Annotated in this window: 14 protein-coding genes, 1 tRNA gene and 1 pseudogene; 12 read left to right on the forward strand and 4 right to left on the reverse strand. The window is 61.5% G+C overall.

The genetic code is table 11. The features are described from left to right. The first annotated feature begins 69 nt into the window (after positions 1–69). The 6 genes from nadC to MAIT1_RS06635 all read left to right on the forward strand — a co-directional run bounded on the left by nadC (position 70) and on the right by MAIT1_RS06635 (position 5063). A complete protein-coding gene (gene nadC / locus MAIT1_RS06610; protein WP_143814755.1) occupies positions 70–900 on the forward strand; it encodes a carboxylating nicotinate-nucleotide diphosphorylase in 831 nt (276 codons plus the stop codon). Then, positions 887–1876 carry a biotin--[acetyl-CoA-carboxylase] ligase gene (locus MAIT1_RS06615; protein WP_085441508.1) on the forward strand — a complete coding sequence of 330 codons (990 nt, stop codon included), beginning with the start codon at positions 887–889 and terminating at the stop codon, positions 1874–1876. Before nadC ends, MAIT1_RS06615 begins: the two co-directional genes overlap by 14 nt. A gap of 8 nt (positions 1877–1884) precedes the next feature. Further along, on the forward strand, positions 1885–2652 hold the full coding sequence (locus MAIT1_RS06620; protein ID WP_085441509.1) for a type III pantothenate kinase: 768 nt from the start codon (positions 1885–1887) through the stop codon (positions 2650–2652). A gap of 68 nt (positions 2653–2720) precedes the next feature. After that, a complete protein-coding gene (locus tag MAIT1_RS06625) occupies positions 2721–3551 on the forward strand; it encodes an SPOR domain-containing protein (RefSeq protein WP_158089350.1) in 831 nt (276 codons plus the stop codon). Positions 3552–3612: 61 nt separating this feature from the next. Then, positions 3613–3689, forward strand: a tRNA-Met gene (locus tag MAIT1_RS06630). Between the two features lie 495 nt (positions 3690–4184). After that, on the forward strand, positions 4185–5063 hold the full coding sequence (locus MAIT1_RS06635; protein ID WP_085441511.1) for a mechanosensitive ion channel family protein: 879 nt from the start codon (positions 4185–4187) through the stop codon (positions 5061–5063). A 265-nt stretch (positions 5064–5328) separates the two neighbouring features. On the opposite strand, the gene nadB is transcribed toward MAIT1_RS06635, so the two are convergent. Then, positions 5329–6957, reverse strand: coding sequence for an L-aspartate oxidase (gene nadB, locus MAIT1_RS06640; protein WP_085441512.1), 1629 nt, complete (start codon positions 6955–6957; stop codon positions 5329–5331). 273 nt (positions 6958–7230) lie between these two features. Here nadB and rpoE point away from each other — a divergent pair, with 273 nt between their 5' ends. The 5 genes and pseudogenes from rpoE to rpsU form a co-directional block, all read left to right on the forward strand. Further along, positions 7231–7821, forward strand: coding sequence for an RNA polymerase sigma factor RpoE (rpoE, locus tag MAIT1_RS06645; RefSeq protein WP_085441513.1), 591 nt, complete (start codon positions 7231–7233; stop codon positions 7819–7821). A 105-nt stretch (positions 7822–7926) separates the two neighbouring features. Beyond that, complete coding sequence (locus tag MAIT1_RS06650) at positions 7927–8325, forward strand: anti-sigma factor family protein (protein WP_158089351.1); 399 nt, start codon at positions 7927–7929, stop codon at positions 8323–8325. A gap of 6 nt (positions 8326–8331) precedes the next feature. Then, complete coding sequence (locus tag MAIT1_RS06655; protein WP_085441515.1) at positions 8332–8811, forward strand: SoxR reducing system RseC family protein; 480 nt, start codon at positions 8332–8334, stop codon at positions 8809–8811. Positions 8812–8874: 63 nt separating this feature from the next. Continuing rightward, complete coding sequence (locus tag MAIT1_RS06660) at positions 8875–10308, forward strand: DegQ family serine endoprotease (protein ID WP_085441516.1); 1434 nt, start codon at positions 8875–8877, stop codon at positions 10306–10308. A 123-nt stretch (positions 10309–10431) separates the two neighbouring features. Continuing rightward, a pseudogene (gene rpsU / locus MAIT1_RS06665) lies at positions 10432–10629 on the forward strand (30S ribosomal protein S21); the annotation flags it as partial. 101 nt (positions 10630–10730) lie between these two features. On the opposite strand, the gene MAIT1_RS06670 reads toward rpsU, so the two are convergent. Together MAIT1_RS06670 and MAIT1_RS06675 are read right to left on the reverse strand one after the other, a co-directional pair. Beyond that, the gene (locus tag MAIT1_RS06670; RefSeq protein WP_085441517.1) at positions 10731–11543 is read right to left on the reverse strand and encodes a hypothetical protein; all 813 of its coding nucleotides are present in this window, start codon (positions 11541–11543) and stop codon (positions 10731–10733) included. Between the two features lie 118 nt (positions 11544–11661). Continuing rightward, positions 11662–13020 carry a GGDEF domain-containing protein gene (locus MAIT1_RS06675; RefSeq protein WP_085441518.1) on the reverse strand — a complete coding sequence of 453 codons (1359 nt, stop codon included), beginning with the start codon at positions 13018–13020 and terminating at the stop codon, positions 11662–11664. A 308-nt stretch (positions 13021–13328) separates the two neighbouring features. On the opposite strand from MAIT1_RS06675, the gene MAIT1_RS06680 reads away from it, so the two are divergent. Then, the gene (locus tag MAIT1_RS06680; protein ID WP_085441519.1) at positions 13329–13538 is read left to right on the forward strand and encodes a cold-shock protein; all 210 of its coding nucleotides are present in this window, start codon (positions 13329–13331) and stop codon (positions 13536–13538) included. A gap of 73 nt (positions 13539–13611) precedes the next feature. On the opposite strand, the gene pgi is transcribed toward MAIT1_RS06680, so the two are convergent. Next, positions 13612–15288: a glucose-6-phosphate isomerase gene (gene pgi / locus MAIT1_RS06685; protein WP_085441520.1), complete on the reverse strand. Its 1677-nt coding sequence runs from the start codon at positions 15286–15288 to the stop codon at positions 13612–13614. Between the last annotated feature and the right edge of the window lie 60 nt (positions 15289–15348).

The raw sequence follows: 15348 nt of genomic DNA on the forward strand, positions 1-15348 counted from the left end.
CCCATGCAGATGTCTGATAATATGAGACAAAGATCCTAACGGTGACCTCGAGAGTGGAGTGAGATGAACATGATTCCCCCCTGGTCAGATTTTGTGCAAAACGCGTTGGCTGAGGATATCGGGCGCGGCGACATCACCACCAACACCTTCGTGCCCGCCGGGGCCGAGGCCGAGGCGGTGCTGGTGGCCAAAGAGGATATGGTGGTCTGCGGACTGCCGGTGGTGCGCGAGGTGTTTCGCCAGATCGACGAGCGCATCCGCATTCTGCCGGAGGCCTCCGACGGCGCTGGGGTGCATGCGGGCAACGTCATCTGCAACATCCAAGGCCCGGCGCGGGGCATCCTCACCGGCGAGCGGGTGGCGCTGAACTTCTTCCAGAATCTGTCGGCGGTGGCCAGCCTCACCAGCCAGTATGTGGAGCGCGTCGACGGCCTCGATTGCCGCATTGTCGATACGCGCAAGACCACCCCGGGCATGCGCCTGTTGCAGAAGTATGCGGTGCGCGTGGGCGGCGGTCACAACCACCGCATGGGGCTGGATGACGGCGTGCTGATCAAAGAGAATCACATCGCCCTGGCCGGAAGCATCACCAATGCGGTGGAGTCCATGCGCTCGGCGTTGACCCACCTGCACCGGGTGGAGGTTGAGACCGAGACCATTGCCCAAGTGCGTGAAGCGCTGGAGGCGGGGGCGCACATCATCATGCTCGACAATATGAGCCTGGAGATGATGCGCGAGGCGGTGGCCATTGCCGGCGGCAAGGCGCTGCTGGAGGCCAGCGGCAATGTCAATCTGGACAATGTGCGCGATGTGGCCGAAACCGGCGTAGATTTGGTCTCCATTGGCGCATTGACCCACAGCGCAGGCAACAAGGACGTATCGCTGCTTGTGCGCTTCTGATCCCGATCTGCTGGCGGCGTTGCGCGCGGCGGAGGGTCCCCTCTCCGGCGCGCGCATCGGCGACCAGCTGGGCGTGAGCCGCGCGGCGGTGTGGAAGCGCATTGAGCGTCTGCGCGGGGCCGGGTTTGAGATCGAATCCCTACCCGGGCGCGGCTATCGCTTATTGCGCGAAGCCGACGCCCCTACGGCGTCGCGCATGGCGGAATTGCTGCGCGAGGCCGGGCCGTTTTTGCCGCAGCGCTATTACTATTTTCCCACCATAGACTCCACCAACGCCGAAGCTGCGCGACTGGCGCGGGCGGGCGCGCCAGCGGGAACCCTCTGCTGCGCCGACGCCCAGAGCGCCGGGCGCGGTCGGTTGGATCGCCGGTGGATCTCGCCGCCAGGGCGCCATCTCTACTTCTCGGCTGTGCTGCGACCAGCCATATCTCCGCGCTACGCCGCGCAGTTGACCCTCATGGCCGGGCTCGCCATTGGCGAGGCGCTGAACGATTTGGGCGTTACGGGATTGGCCATCAAGTGGCCCAATGATATTCTGTTGGATGGGCGCAAAGTCGCCGGGATTTTGACGGAAATGGCCGCCCAGCCGGAGCGGGTGGACCATGTGATCGTGGGCGTCGGCGTCAATGTGCACGGCGGCGCGGCGGATTTTCCCGCTGGCCTCAATGTGCCCCCCGCAACCCTGGATGAACACACAGGGCGACGCTGGGACCGCGCTGAGTTGCTGGCGGCCATTGTGCGGGCGATAGCGCGCTGGGATCAGCGCTATGCGGATGGGGGCTTTGCTGCGATTCGAGAACCCTGGTTGGCGCGTTCGCAGATCTGCGGTAAACGGGTTGCCATTCATCTGGAGAGTGGCTCTTTTACAGGCTGCGCTACGGATCTGGATGCGGATGGATTCCTCCTGGTGATCGCCGATGGCGAGCAGGTCGCGCGGCGCGTGCTGGCTGGTGATGTGAACCTTTTGAGTGAGTGATGTAGGCCATGCTGCTGGTGATCGACGTGGGCAACACCAACATCGTGTTGGGGTTGTATGAAGAGGACAAGCTGCTGCACCACTGGCGCATCGCCACCCGGGTGGAGCGAACCGGCGACGAATACGGCATACTTATTGCCAACCTGTTGAAGTTGTCCGATGCGGAACTCTCCGATGTGGGCGGCGTGATCATCGCCAGCGTGGTGCCGCCGATTCAGTCGGCGCTGGTGCGCGCGTTGCGGCGTTATGCCGGATTGACCCCGCTAACGGTGGGGCCGGGACTGAAGACTGGCGCGCCCATTCGCTATGACAATCCGCGCGAGGTGGGCGCCGACCGCATCGTCAACGCGGTGGCTGCGTTTGACCAGGTCAAGCAGGCGGCCATTGTGGTGGACTTCGGCACCGCCACGACCTTTGATGTGATCGCCCCCGACGGCGCCTATATGGGCGGCGTTATTGCGCCGGGGCCGGGCTCGTCGCTGGATGCGCTGTTTGAGAAGACCGCCAAACTGCCGCGCATTGAGTTGGGCCGACCGGATACGGTGATCGGTCGCAACACCGAAGGCGCCATGCGCTCGGGTCTGTATTGGGGCTATGTCTCCATGGTGGACGGTTTGATTGACCGCATGGAGGCGGAGGCCGGTTATGCGCCGCTGTCGGTGCTGGCCACGGGCGGACTGGCGCGCTTGATCGCGCTGGAGAGCCGCCGCATTGAAAAAGTCGATGAATTTCTCACGCTCACAGGGCTACGACTGATCTACGAACGAAATCGGTAAGACTCATGGCCATGGCGATACCCACACTTCCCCTTCCTCCCATGATAAATCGGCTGCTGCCGTGGGCCGTGGCGATACTGCTGGGCGTGGGCAACGCCTGGGTGGTGTGGGACGGGTTGCAGTCCATGCCGGATGAGGAGACCGAAGTTTGGACCGGCGAGCCGCGCGAAAACAAAGTGATGTTGCTGCCTGAACGGGTGTTGGCGGTGCTTGAGCCCAAGCAGGAGGCGCCCGCACAAGAGGTTGCGCCCGCGCCCAAGCAGATGGCTGAGCCGGTGGCGACTCCTGAGGATCAACCGCAACCTGCGGTGGTGGAAGGGCCCGACCCGGAGGAGCCGATTCTGCGTCCCAAAGCGGCCCAGGAGCCGGTGATCAAATCCGCGCCGCCGCCCGCCACGCAGGGGCTGATCGTGCAGGCGGGCAGCTATGCGCTCAAATTTGGCGCCGACCGTCTGGTCAAGCGACTGCAAGAGGCGGGACTGGAGCCGTTTGTGGCCGCCACCACCGAGATGGTGCGCGTCAACGAAGTGCAGGCCGGACCGTTTGATGGGCTGGCGCCCGCCAAAGAGGCGGAGATCAAGCTGCGCGCCGGCGGGCTGCCCGGGCATGTGGAGGAGACCCACGAAGGCTTTATCCTCACCATCACCCAGTCCCCCTTCCTGGGTCAGGCGATTCAAGTGATGGAGCAGGCTGAAGGGTTGTCGGTGCGTCCGGTGCGGCTGGTGAAAAAGCAGAACCCCGCCATCATGCATAAAGTGCTGCTGGGGCCGGTGGCGGATCGCAAAGCAGCCGATGATCTGAGCGCGCGTTTGACTGATCTGGGCGTCGCAACGCCGGTGATCAAACGCTGGGACGGCGACAATGGCGAGATCTCCCAGCCGTGGAAGAAAAAAGAGTGACGCAGAAAAATAGAACGGTTGACTGGGAAGTGAAAATCAGTAAAATGCGTCCTTCCCACATGGCGGGGTAGCTCAGCTGGTTAGAGCTGTGGATTCATAATCCATGTGTCGGGGGTTCAAGTCCCCCCCTCGCTACCAAAATAGACAAGGGCCTGTTCGATTCACGAACAGGCCCTTGTTTTGTTATGGCTTTGTATAGTCGCCGCAGAAGAGAATTAGACATTTGAAGCGAGAAGATATCGAGGGCTCCGCCCTCGAGCTCCCAAGATCAACAACCACACCGTGGGCTCCGCCCACACCCGCTTAAGGGTCACAGACCCTATGACGATTTGGCAGGATGGCCAAATCGGACTCGCGCAGCGAGCCCGCAGGGTGAGGGCCATGGATGGCCCGAATCAATCCCGCCTCCGGCCAGCCGGAGGCCAATAGTCAGCGCAAGCTTTACCTGTGTCACACAAACATTGAGGAGCCTGTGCAATTCCGAATTGCGGTGACTATACAAGTTCCTGGTCGGTTGTTGTCGGCGCAATCCTTTGGCTGGAAATCAGCTTCGTCGCCACAGGGTATTGCAACTTGCGGCGCATCTTTGCATGATGTCCCCACGCTGTCTCCTCTCGCCAAACGTCCTGTCCCATGCTTGAGACCCTCACACGCTGGATCAGCTTTATCCCCAACCTGCCCGCCCGCGAGGTGGCCGTTACTCTGGTGCTCATCGTTGGCTTCGCCATCGTGCGTTTCATCCTGGTGCGGTTGATGCGCGGCAACGCCGCCTTTCTCAGTGACGACCGGCGTAAGCTCATCACCAACGTCAAGAACGCAATTTTCTTCCTCGGCCTGTTCGCGCTGCTGCTGGTGTGGGCGCCGTCGCTGCGCACTTTTGCGCTGTCGTTGACCGCCTTTGTGGTGGCCATCGTGGTGGCCACCAAGGAGCTGATTCTGTGCATCACCGGGGCCATCGTGCGCACCACCGCCGACGCCTTCAGCGTAGGCGACTGGATCGAGGTGGGTGGGCAGTTCGGCGAGGTGATCGATCAAAACCTGATGGCGGTGACCATCCAGGAGCTGCACGCTGAAGGCCCCATCTACACCTTCACCGGGCGCACGGTGGTGATTCCCAACAGCCAGTTTCTCACCTCCTCTGTGCGCAATAGCCAGTTTCACAAGCGTTTTGTGTTCCACACCTTCTTCCTGATCTGTGATGTGGATATCGACCACCAGCCGGTCGAGAAGGCCGTCACCACATCGCTGAAGAAGTCGATGCATGATCAGATCGATCTGGCCAATCGCTATCTGAGCATGATTGAGCGCCGCGCCGGTTTGGATCTACTCAACGCCGACCCTTACCACCGCATCACCATGATGCCCGACGGACGCATGAAGCTCACCTTTACCGCCTTTCTGCCCACCGCCAAGGCGATTGAGTTTGAACAGGCGGCGGTGGATGCGGGACTCAAGACCATTCGACGGCTCAAACAAAAACCACCGCAAGGCGGGAGCCCGGCGGCGGGGTAGGATCGCATATATCATTAATCAAAACCAAAACTGCACAGAATGTCCAATGTTTGCGTGACATAGTCCCGGCAGCGCTGACTATTGGCCGCCGACTGGTCGGCGGCGGGGCCTGGGGGGTGCGCCCCCAGCGGGGTGTGGGGCGGCGCCCCACGGTTTGGTGGTTGGGAGCTCGAGGGCGCAGCCCTCGATATCTTCCATCGCCAAAACCGCCAATGTCCAATTCCGAATTTGACTGAGTATAGCGCTCGGTGACCGTCCCGACGCCTTACCACTGGTCGATGGGCAGAATCGTATCGGTGAGCCAGTTGGCGTCGTTGCGCTCCGGGTAGTTGGTGGTGTAGTGCAGCCCCCGGCTCTCCTTGCGATGTAGCGCCGAACGGATGATCAACGACGCCACCTGCGCCAGATTGCGCAGTTCGATCAAGTCCCGCGTGATGGCGCAATTCCAGTAGTACTCATTGATCTCCTGATTGATCAACTCGCTGCGGCGGCGCGCCCGCGCCAGACGGTGGTTGGAGCGCACGATCCCTACATAATCCCACATGAAGCGGCGGATTTCGTTCCAGTTGTGGGCGATCATCACCGCCTCTTCGCAGTGGCCGACATCGTAGCTGTCCCACAGCGGCAGCAGCGGCGCGGCGTCATCGGCGTTAGTGGCGTCCAGGCGGGTGACAATGTCATGGTAGGCCGACTCGGCGAAGACCAGGCACTCCAGGAGGCTGTTGGAGGCGAGGCGATTGGCCCCGTGCAGGCCGGTGTGGGCCACCTCGCCGATGGCGTAGAGATTGCCGATGGCGGTGCGCCCACTCTGATCGGTGACCACGCCGCCGCAGGTGTAGTGGGCCGCGGGCACCACCGGGATCGGTTCGCGAGTCATGTCGATGCCGTAGCTCAGACACTTCTCGTAGATGGTGGGGAAGTGGTCTTTGACGAACTCGGCGCCCTTGTGGCTGATGTCCAGGTAGACACACTCATCGCCGGTGCGTTTCATCTCAAAGTCGATGGCGCGGGCGACGATATCACGGGGGGCCAGTTCGGCGCGCTCATGGTGGCGCTGCATGAAGCGGTCGCCGTTTTTCAACAGCAGATGGCCGCCTTCGCCGCGCACCGCTTCGGAGACCAGGAATGATTTGGCCTGGGGGTGGAACAGACAGGTGGGGTGAAACTGGATAAACTCCATGTTGGCCACCTGACATCCGGCGCGATAGGCCATGGCCACGCCATCGCCGGTGGCGGTGTCGGGATTGGAGGTATAGAGGTAGACCTTGCCCGCGCCGCCGGTGGCGAGAATGGTGTGGTTGGCCTGGAAGGTGATGATCTCGCCGCTGGCGGAATTGAGCGCATAGGCGCCCAGGCACTGGTCTTGACGGCCCGGCTGGTAGCGCCCCAGTTTGTGAGCGGTGATCACATCGATGGCGACATGGTTTTCATACACTTTGATATTGGGGTGCTCGTCGATGCGCGCCATGAGGGTTTCCATCACCCGACGGCCGGTGGCGTCGCGGGCGTGGATGACGCGACGGCGGGAGTGGCCGCCTTCACGGGTGAGGTGATAGCCCTGCTCGGTCTTGTCGAAGGGGGCGCCCAGATCGATCAGATGCTGGATAACGCGCGGACCGTTCTCCACCACAAAGCGCACGCTCTCCGGATTGTTCAACCCGGCGCCGGCGGTCATGGTGTCCTCATAGTGCAGGATGGCGCTATCTTCCGGGTCCATCACTGCGGCGATGCCGCCCTGGGCGTACATGCTGTTGGACTCCCCAGCCGGGGCTTTGGTCAGAATCGCCGTTTCGCCATGCTCGGCCAGGCGTAAAGCCAGATCAAGTCCGGCCATGCCGCCGCCGATAATCAAAAAGTCGCACAGTTTACGGCGTTGCTCGGAAGGGTGAGTCATAAGCTTGGGAATCCTTCGTCTGATTCGGTCAGTTAACCGTATTGTCGGCGGTTTATCCAGGCCAGGGGTTGCAAAAAGTGGTGATTTGGTAGTTAAATACCCAACGGCCAAGCGCCTTTTTCGACTCTTGTGCGCATGCCTATCCGGCCCTGCCACCTAACTGGTGGCCAGTGACGTAACTGCGTATTTTGGCGCCTTGCGGCGTCGATTGGAAACTTTTTTCACGCTATCTGTCTAACCCGCAATCGCGCTGTATGGCGCCAAGGTGATCCGGTGAGCGAAGCGGACCGATTATTGGTCGAACAGGCCAAGCAGGGCGACAACCGCGCCTATGAGGTGCTGGTGCGCAAGTATCAAGGGCGCATCGCCTCGGTGATCTCCCGCACGGTGTCCGATCCGGCCAAGGTGCAGGATCTGACCCAGGAGGCGTTTCTCAAGGCGTATCGCGCCCTGCATAGCTTCCGTGGCGATGCGGCGTTCTATACGTGGCTCTATCGCATTGCGGTCAACACCGCCAAGAATCATCTGATGTCGCTGGATCGCGGCATCCCCATGAGCGACGTGGACGTGGATGACGCCGACCGCCTGGCGCCGCAACTGCGCGACTCCGACACCCCGGAGCGGCAGGTGCTGCGCGGCGAGTTGATGGACAATCTCAAACGCGCCATCGACGAACTGGCCCCGACCATGCGCTTGGCGATTCAGTTGCGGGATCTGGAAGGCAAGACCTACGAAGAGATCGCCGAGGCGATGGATTGCCCCATTGGCACCGTGCGCTCGCGCATCTTCCGCGGTCGTCAGGAGATCATGAGTCGTTTGAAAGGCTATATGGATTCCGGCGCGCCAATGCCTGACGAACCGTGAGCCGTTGAAGAGTTCAAGATCCAAACACCCAGCCAAAAAGGGTGTCATAATAAGTCGAATTTCTGTTTATGCATGCAACTAAGGGGGGATGTTATGGAGTTGGCCATGGAGTGCAATCCGGAGATGGTGTCGGCGTTTTTGGATGACGAGCTGGATGATCAGACCCGTCGTTCGCTGGCCGAGCATCTGCTGGAGTGCGAGCGCTGCTGTGTTCTGTTGGCCAAGCTCTCAGCGCTGCGCGCGGCGCTGTTTGATCGCTTTATCCTGCCCGATCCCGAAGCGATGACCCGCTCCATCATGGCGCGCATCACCGGTGCCTCCATGGACGAAATCGTCTCCGACTCCTCGGATAAACTTGAGGGCGCGTTGAGCTCCCGTCTGGCCCGTTTTGGCGCGCCGGCGGTGCTGGCGTTGGCCCTGGCCGCCGGCTGGGCGGCGCTGGACCTGCGCGCCGACGCCAACGCCCTGGCGCAGCCGACCAGCGCGTCAGCGCAACAGCGGTAAAGCGCCATGCTGCGGGAAGAGGGGCGCGTGGTGTCGCTGGAGGGCAAATTCGCCCTGGTGGAGACCGTGCGCAAAAAAGCGTGCGGCAACTGCACCGGTGATTCCAGCTGCTCCACCCTCTCTTTTGGCGGCGGCCAACGGAAATCGGTGTTCCGCGCGTTGAACCCGCAAAATGCCCGCGTCGGCGACTTCGTGATTCTGGAGATCGCCGAACGACAGTTCCTGCGCGCGTCGTTTCTGATCTATGCCGCGCCGGTTCTGGCGCTGGTGTTGGTCGGCGCGGCGGTGCGGTATTGGGCTCTGGCCAGCGGCGTGGCGGTTGACGACGCCGAAGGGCTGGGAGCCGTCAGCGGTCTGCTGGCGCTGGGCGGCGTGTTTCTCGCTCTGCGCCGGGTCAACGACCGGCTTTCCGCCCGCGAGGAGGCGCACCCGGTGATCCGTCCGGCGCCGGACTCCATTTCGCCCATCAGCTTCACCCGCACTTGAAACCGCGCGAACGACGCCCCATCTACTGTGCAGGCTGCAACGATCATCAAGGAGAGAGAGCCGATGTTCGCACGTCACCGTACCCGTATTTTGTCCGCAATGATCTGTGTTGTGGCCCTGGCCGGGGTCTCCCTGGCCAATGCCGCACAACTGCCCAACCTGCCCCCGCTCATTAAGCAACTCAAGCCGGTGGTGGTGAACATCAGCACCACATCCATTGAGAAATCCGGCCCTGAGGGGCTGCCGGGTCATGCCTTCAAGGGCAATCCACTGTTTGAGGACTTCTTTAAGAAATTCATGGATCAGATGCCCAAGCAGCGCTCGCACAAATCGCGTTCGCTGGGCTCCGGGGTGATCGTCGGCGCTGATGGTTACATCCTTACCAACAATCATGTGGTGGAGGACGCCAACGAAATTACCGTGGTGCTCAATGATGAGCGCGAGTTCGACGCCGAAATCGTCGGTCGTGACGCCAAGACCGATCTGGCGCTGATCCGCATCAAAGTGGATGGTCCGCTGCCGGTGGCCAAACTGGGCGACTCCGACAAGTCGGAAGTGGGCTCCTGGGTGGTGGCCATCGGCAACCCCTTCGGTCTCGACACCACCGTCACCGCCGGCATCATCTCCGCCAAGGGGCGGGTGATCGGCAACGGCCCCTATGACAACTTCATCCAGACCGATGCGGCCATCAATCCGGGCAACTCCGGCGGTCCGCTGTTCAATCTGGATGGCGAGGTGATCGGCATCAACACCGCCATTTTCTCGCGCTCGGGCGGCAATATGGGCATCGGCTTCGCCATCCCCATGAATTTGGCGCGCACGGTGATGGATCAACTCAAAGAGAACGGCCATGTGACCCGTGGCTGGTTGGGCGTGCGCATTCAAACGGTGACGCCCACCCTGGCCAAAGGGCTGAAGTTGGAGAAGCCGCACGGCGCTTTGGTGGTGAGTGTGGAGCCGGAAGGTCCGGCGGCCCAGGGCGGTATTGAAGCGGGCGATGTCATCGTCAAATTCAATGGCGGCGAAGTGAACAAGATGAATGAGTTGCCCGCCATGGTGGCCAATACGCCGGTGGGCGATAAGGTCCCTGTGGTGGTGATTCGCGATGGCGACGAAAAGACACTGCACGTGAAGATCGCCAAACTGGATGAGACCAAGGTGGCCGATGACGGCTCCCCGGCCTCCGAGCGCAAGACCTCCGATGAGCGGTTGGGTTTGGTGCTGCAAGGGCTCACCGACGCCCTGCGCGAACAGTTGGAAGTGCCCGCCGGGACAGTGGGCGGCGTGCTGATCGCCAAGGTGACGCCCGATAGCGCCGCCGCCGATGCGGGGCTGCGCGCCGGTGACGTGATCGTCAGCGTGGACCAGAAACCCGCCAAGAGCCCGGATGCGTTGCGTGATGTGTTCCGCAAGCTTAAGGGCGGCGACACCGCGCTGCTGTATATCTTGCGCAAGGGAGAGCCTTCATTTGTGGCGTTGGAGACGCCCAAAGATTGATAAGCGCGACGCCAAAGTGGCGTTTATGAAAAAAGAGCGTTGATTAAGCCGCGCAGTCCGAGTAGACTGCGCGGCTTACTTTCAGATCAACTCCAGAGAAAACAGTGGAAGGGGGTGAAATTCGTGCGCGTCGATGTATACGACAATAATGTGGATCAAGCGATCCGCGTGTTGAAGAAGAAGATGAACCGCGAGGGGATGTTCCGTGAGATGAAGAAGCGGAAGTTCTTCGAGAAACCCTCCGAGCGACGCCGCCGTAAGAAGGCTGAGGCCGTCCGCCGTCTGCGCAAGAAATTGCGTCGGGCAGTGGCAGCGGGTCTGGGCTGATTACCCCAAGCGCTGTGTGAAATGAGACGCGCCCCATCCGACTGGATGGGGCGCGTTTTGTTTTGCGGCGTCTGTAAGGCGCGAAGGCGTGTGGATTACAACTCCGTCAGTAGCGCCTTAGCCATGGCCAGGCGGTGCTTTTTGACGTCATCGCTGCAGCCGCTGGAGGGGGCGCAGCCAGACTCATGCGCCTCCACCCCTTTGGCGTAGGCGCCGTCGCCGCCATTTTCATAGGAGTCCACCAGGTTGCGTAGCGCCGTAACCAGCGCCGGAACATCCAGCGGGCGATAGCTGCGCACGAACTCGCTGAGGAACGCCATGCGCTCCACATTCAGGCGCGGCGCGGCCTGGGCGATGCGCTGCAGCCACGGCAGCAGAATGTTGCGGCGACGCGCCTCATCCCAGATCGGCAGGCGACCCACGCGGCGCGCGCGTTCACGCGGGCCCTGTTCGGGCTCCAACTCAGAGAGGGTGCGCGCCACCTCCGGATCGATGGGACGGTCGGCGTTGAGGGCGGAGAGGAAACGCTCCAGCAGCACCTCTGGAATAATGAAGCGCATGCTGCGCTGTCCGAAAATCAGCTCGCAGCTCAACTCCTCTGCGCGCCAGCGTCCCACCTGGTCGCGCTCCCATTGGGCGTCGATGCCCGCGTCGGGAAGAAACGCTTCGGCCGCTTCGCGCTGGGCGTTGCTGGGGGTGAACAGCCGCGCCAGCAGATGCTCGACCTCAAAATCCTCCAACGTCTCCAGGCTGCCTTGTTCGATGGCGTCAAACGGATGGTCGGTCTCAAAGCGCGCGCACAGAAGTCCGCCCATGCGGGTGGTCATATGGCGCGGCTCACCCAGCATTTTGCTGAGGAGTTGCGCAAGGGGTTCCAGATTGGCGTCGGAGGGCGCAAGGGTCGTCATGGAGTCTCTCATTCCTGCATAATTTGTGATGAATTGCGGCTTATGGGCCGCAAATTATGGAGTCCCTGAGGCGTAATCGGTTCCCGCGACGCTGGAGAAAGCAGCGAGCTGGATGGGATTAATCGGCCAGCACGTAGCGGTTGCGCCCGCTCTGTTTGGCCTCGTAAAGGGCCTCGTCGGCCTGCTTGAGGCAGCGGTTGTAGTCGGGATGGCCGCCATGCACCGCGCCGCCAAAGCTGGCGGTGACCACCAGTTGATCGCCGCTGGGCAGCGCAAAGGGGGCGTCGGCCACCTCTTTGCGGAACGCCTCCGCCAGAGAAGCCAAACGCGCCTTGTTCATATCGCCCAGCAGGATGAGGAACTCTTCGCCGCCAAAGCGGAAGATGTAGTCGTTGGCGCGCACCCGGCCCAGCAGGCGTTCGGAGAATTGACGCAGCACCGCATCGCCGGCGTCGTGGCCGTGGGTGTCATTGATGGATTTGAAGTGGTCGATGTCGCACAGCAGGAAGGCGAAGGGGATCTCATGCTTGAGGCTGATGCCCATCTCATGATTGACCACCGTAGCCAGAAAACGCCGGTTGAACACACGGGTGAGGGGGTCGCGCCCCATCTCCATATCCAGCGCCTCTTCGCGCATCAGGCTAAGGGTCACCTCCAGGCGTTTGCTGGCTTTATCCACCTCCTCCAGGCGGCGCTCACTGAGCGCCTTGGGGTCGGTGATGCCGTCATGGCCGGAACCCAACAGCGCATCCACGGTTTCGCACTGCGCCAGCAGGCGCTGCACCATATCGCGGTTGGCGAACAGTAGCGGCGCTTTGTGGAACGCCCACAGGCCAAACTCGGAGCGACGCAAGCTGGAGACGCGGCAGTGATCTTCATCGGCGCGAGCGCGCCATAACTCGCCGAACCAGCGCAGCAGCACGCTCTTCATGCGTTCGCACTCCAGCGCCTGCAGGTGGGGTTGCATCTGCAGACGCAGGCTCTGCACGTTGCGCTCATTGGCCACAGAGTGCGCCACGTAGCTCTCGTTGATCATCGACATGGCGTGATCGAGCACTTCGTTGGCGATCACCACCAGTGAGACCAGCTCCAGTCGTTCGACCTGGGAATGGGAGAGCAGGGTGCTGATCTCGCGCCGAATGATGCGTACGCCCTCCAGCACTAGGTGCAGGGGGATATTGATGCGGGCGTGGGTTTGGCCCACTTGGATCAGGGTGGCGAACAGCTGTGTGAGGCTGGTGGCGTCGTGGGTGTGGAACAGGGAGTCCAGCCACTTCTCCAGCGAGGCTTTCAGGCGTTGCTCCACCATGGCGCTATCGAGGAACAGGTTGGCCTCCTCCCGGTGGGAGAGCGTGTTATAGAATGCTTCAACGATATTCGGGTAGTGGCTGCGCAGCAGCGCGCCCACCTGAGCGATGCGCGCGCTTTCGTCGCCGAGGTAGATCTGTCCTAATCGCTCTTCGTCAATTTTGGCCATGGGGCGTAATCTCTATTCTATTTTGTGCACAGGGAGATGAACGCGCAAAGCATTCACCCAACAATATAAACTATTCCCGAACATTATATAATGGCATGGAGATGATGAGCGCGCGCACGGCGGTGGTCAATCCCTGGCGGTGGTGTGACATCGAGGTGATTTTTTTATAAGATTTTGACCTGTATGCAAGAAAAGCTTGCCAAGGGCGCAAAAGAGTGTGCTACTATGTCGCGTCTTATGGATTTTCCTGAAGGCTCATTAGGGCTGGAAAGTCCATCCGTTTTCTCTATGAAAAGTGAGTGCTTAGAATGTCGGAACGTGTTGTCGGTACTGTCAAATTCTTCAATGAGCAAAAAGGCTTCGGGTTCATCACCCAGGAGCAGGGCCCGGATGTGTTCGTGCATTTCAGCGCGATCCAAATGCCCGGCTTCAAGACCCTGGCTGAAGGCCAACAGGTGGAATTCACCATCGCTCAAGGTCAAAAAGGCCCTCAAGCCGAGAATGTGACGCCGGTCTGATTCCTGGCTAAAGTTTTTGAGCTTGACGATCCGCCCGGGCCATTGGCCCGGGCGGATTTTTTTGCGCCTGCGTTTACTCGGCGGTGCGGCCGCGCAGGGTTTTGCAGTGGTTGATCAAGCCGTTGGTGGAGCAGTCGTGTGCGGCCACGGCGCCGGGGGCGGTGAGTTCCGGCAGAATCTTTTTCGCCAGTTGCTTGCCCAGCTCCACGCCCCACTGGTCGTAGCTGTTGACTCCCCAGATCACCCCTTGGGCGTGAATAACGTGTTCATACAGCGCGATGAGCATTCCCAGCGCGCGCGGATCCAGTCGTTCGATCACCAGCGTATTGGAGGGGCGGTTGCCGGGGAAGACTTTGTGCGGGACCAACGCTTCCAGCGCTTCGCCCTCCAGACCCTGGGCGACCAGTTCGCCGCGCGCCTCCTCAGCGGTCTTGCCGCGCATCAGCGCTTCGGCCTGGGCCAGCACGTTGGAGAGCAGAATGTCGTGATGTTCGCCGCTCTCGTTATGGCTCTGGGCGATGGCGATGAAGTCGGCGGGAATGGTCTCCGGCCCCTGGTGCAGCAGTTGATAGAAGGAGTGCTGACCATTGGTGCCAGGCTCGCCGAACAGCAGCGGGCCGGTGGCGTAATCCACGGGCATGCCGTCCAGGGTGACCGACTTGCCGTTGGACTCCATATCCGCCTGTTGCAGGTAGGCGGGCAGGCGATGCAGGTATTGATCATACGGCAGCACCGCCAACGCGCGGGCGCCAAGGAAGTTTTGGTTCCAGATCCCCACCAGCGCTTTGAGCACGGGAAGATTCTCCTCCAGCGGCTCGGTGCGATAGTGCTCGTCCATATCGTGGGCGCCATCCAGCAGCGTTTCAAAGTTTTCAAAGCCGATGGCCACGGCGATGGAGAGGCCGATGGCCGACCACAGGCTGTAGCGTCCGCCGACCCAATCCCAGAACGGGAACATATTCTCCAGGTCGATGCCGAATTGACTCACCGCGTCGGCATTGGTGGAGAGGGCGGCGAAGTGCAGGCTCACCGCCTGTTCGCCCAGCTCCTCCACCAGCCAGGCGCGGGCGGTGTGGGCGTTGGTCAGCGTCTCCTGGGTGGTGAAAGTTTTGGAGGCGACCAGGAATAGAGTCGTGGCCGGATCCAGATTCTTCAGTGTCTCGGTGATATGCGTGGCGTCCACATTGGAGACAAAGTGCACCGCCGGGCCTTTGCCCGCGAAGGGTTTGAGCGCCTCGCACACCATCACCGGGCCCAGGTCCGAGCCGCCGATGCCGATGTTGACCACATCGCGAATGGGGGTGCCGTTGGCGCCAGTCCAGTCGCCGGAGCGCACCGCGTCAGAGAAGCGGCGCATGCGCTCCAGCACGGCGCGCACTTCGGGCATCACATCCTTGCCTTTGACCATCACCGGACGATCGGAGCGATTGCGCAGGGCGGTGTGCAGCACGGCGCGCCCTTCGGTTACATTGATGTGCTCGCCGTTGAACATGGCGGCGCGCGCCGCATCCAAACCGCGCGCCCGCGCCAGGCCCACCAGCAGATGCAGCGTTTCGCGGGTTATGCGGTTTTTGGAGAAGTCCAATAGCATGGGGCCGTGGCGGCGACTGAAGAAGCCGAATCGCTGCGGATCCTCCTCAAACAGGGTGCGCATATGCACGTCGGCCAACGTCTGTGCATGCCGCTGCAGCGCGCTCCACGTGGGGCATTGCGAAGCCAGTGGCGCTATGGGGTGTGTCTGCTCACTCATCAATCGTCTCGCTTGTGGGCGGTGGGAGGAGGCGTTTTGCGGCGCGAAATCTCCATGGCG

Origin of the sequence: Magnetofaba australis IT-1 (assembly GCF_002109495.1) — a bacterium.
Classification (GTDB): domain Bacteria; phylum Pseudomonadota; class Magnetococcia; order Magnetococcales; family Magnetococcaceae; genus Magnetofaba; species Magnetofaba australis.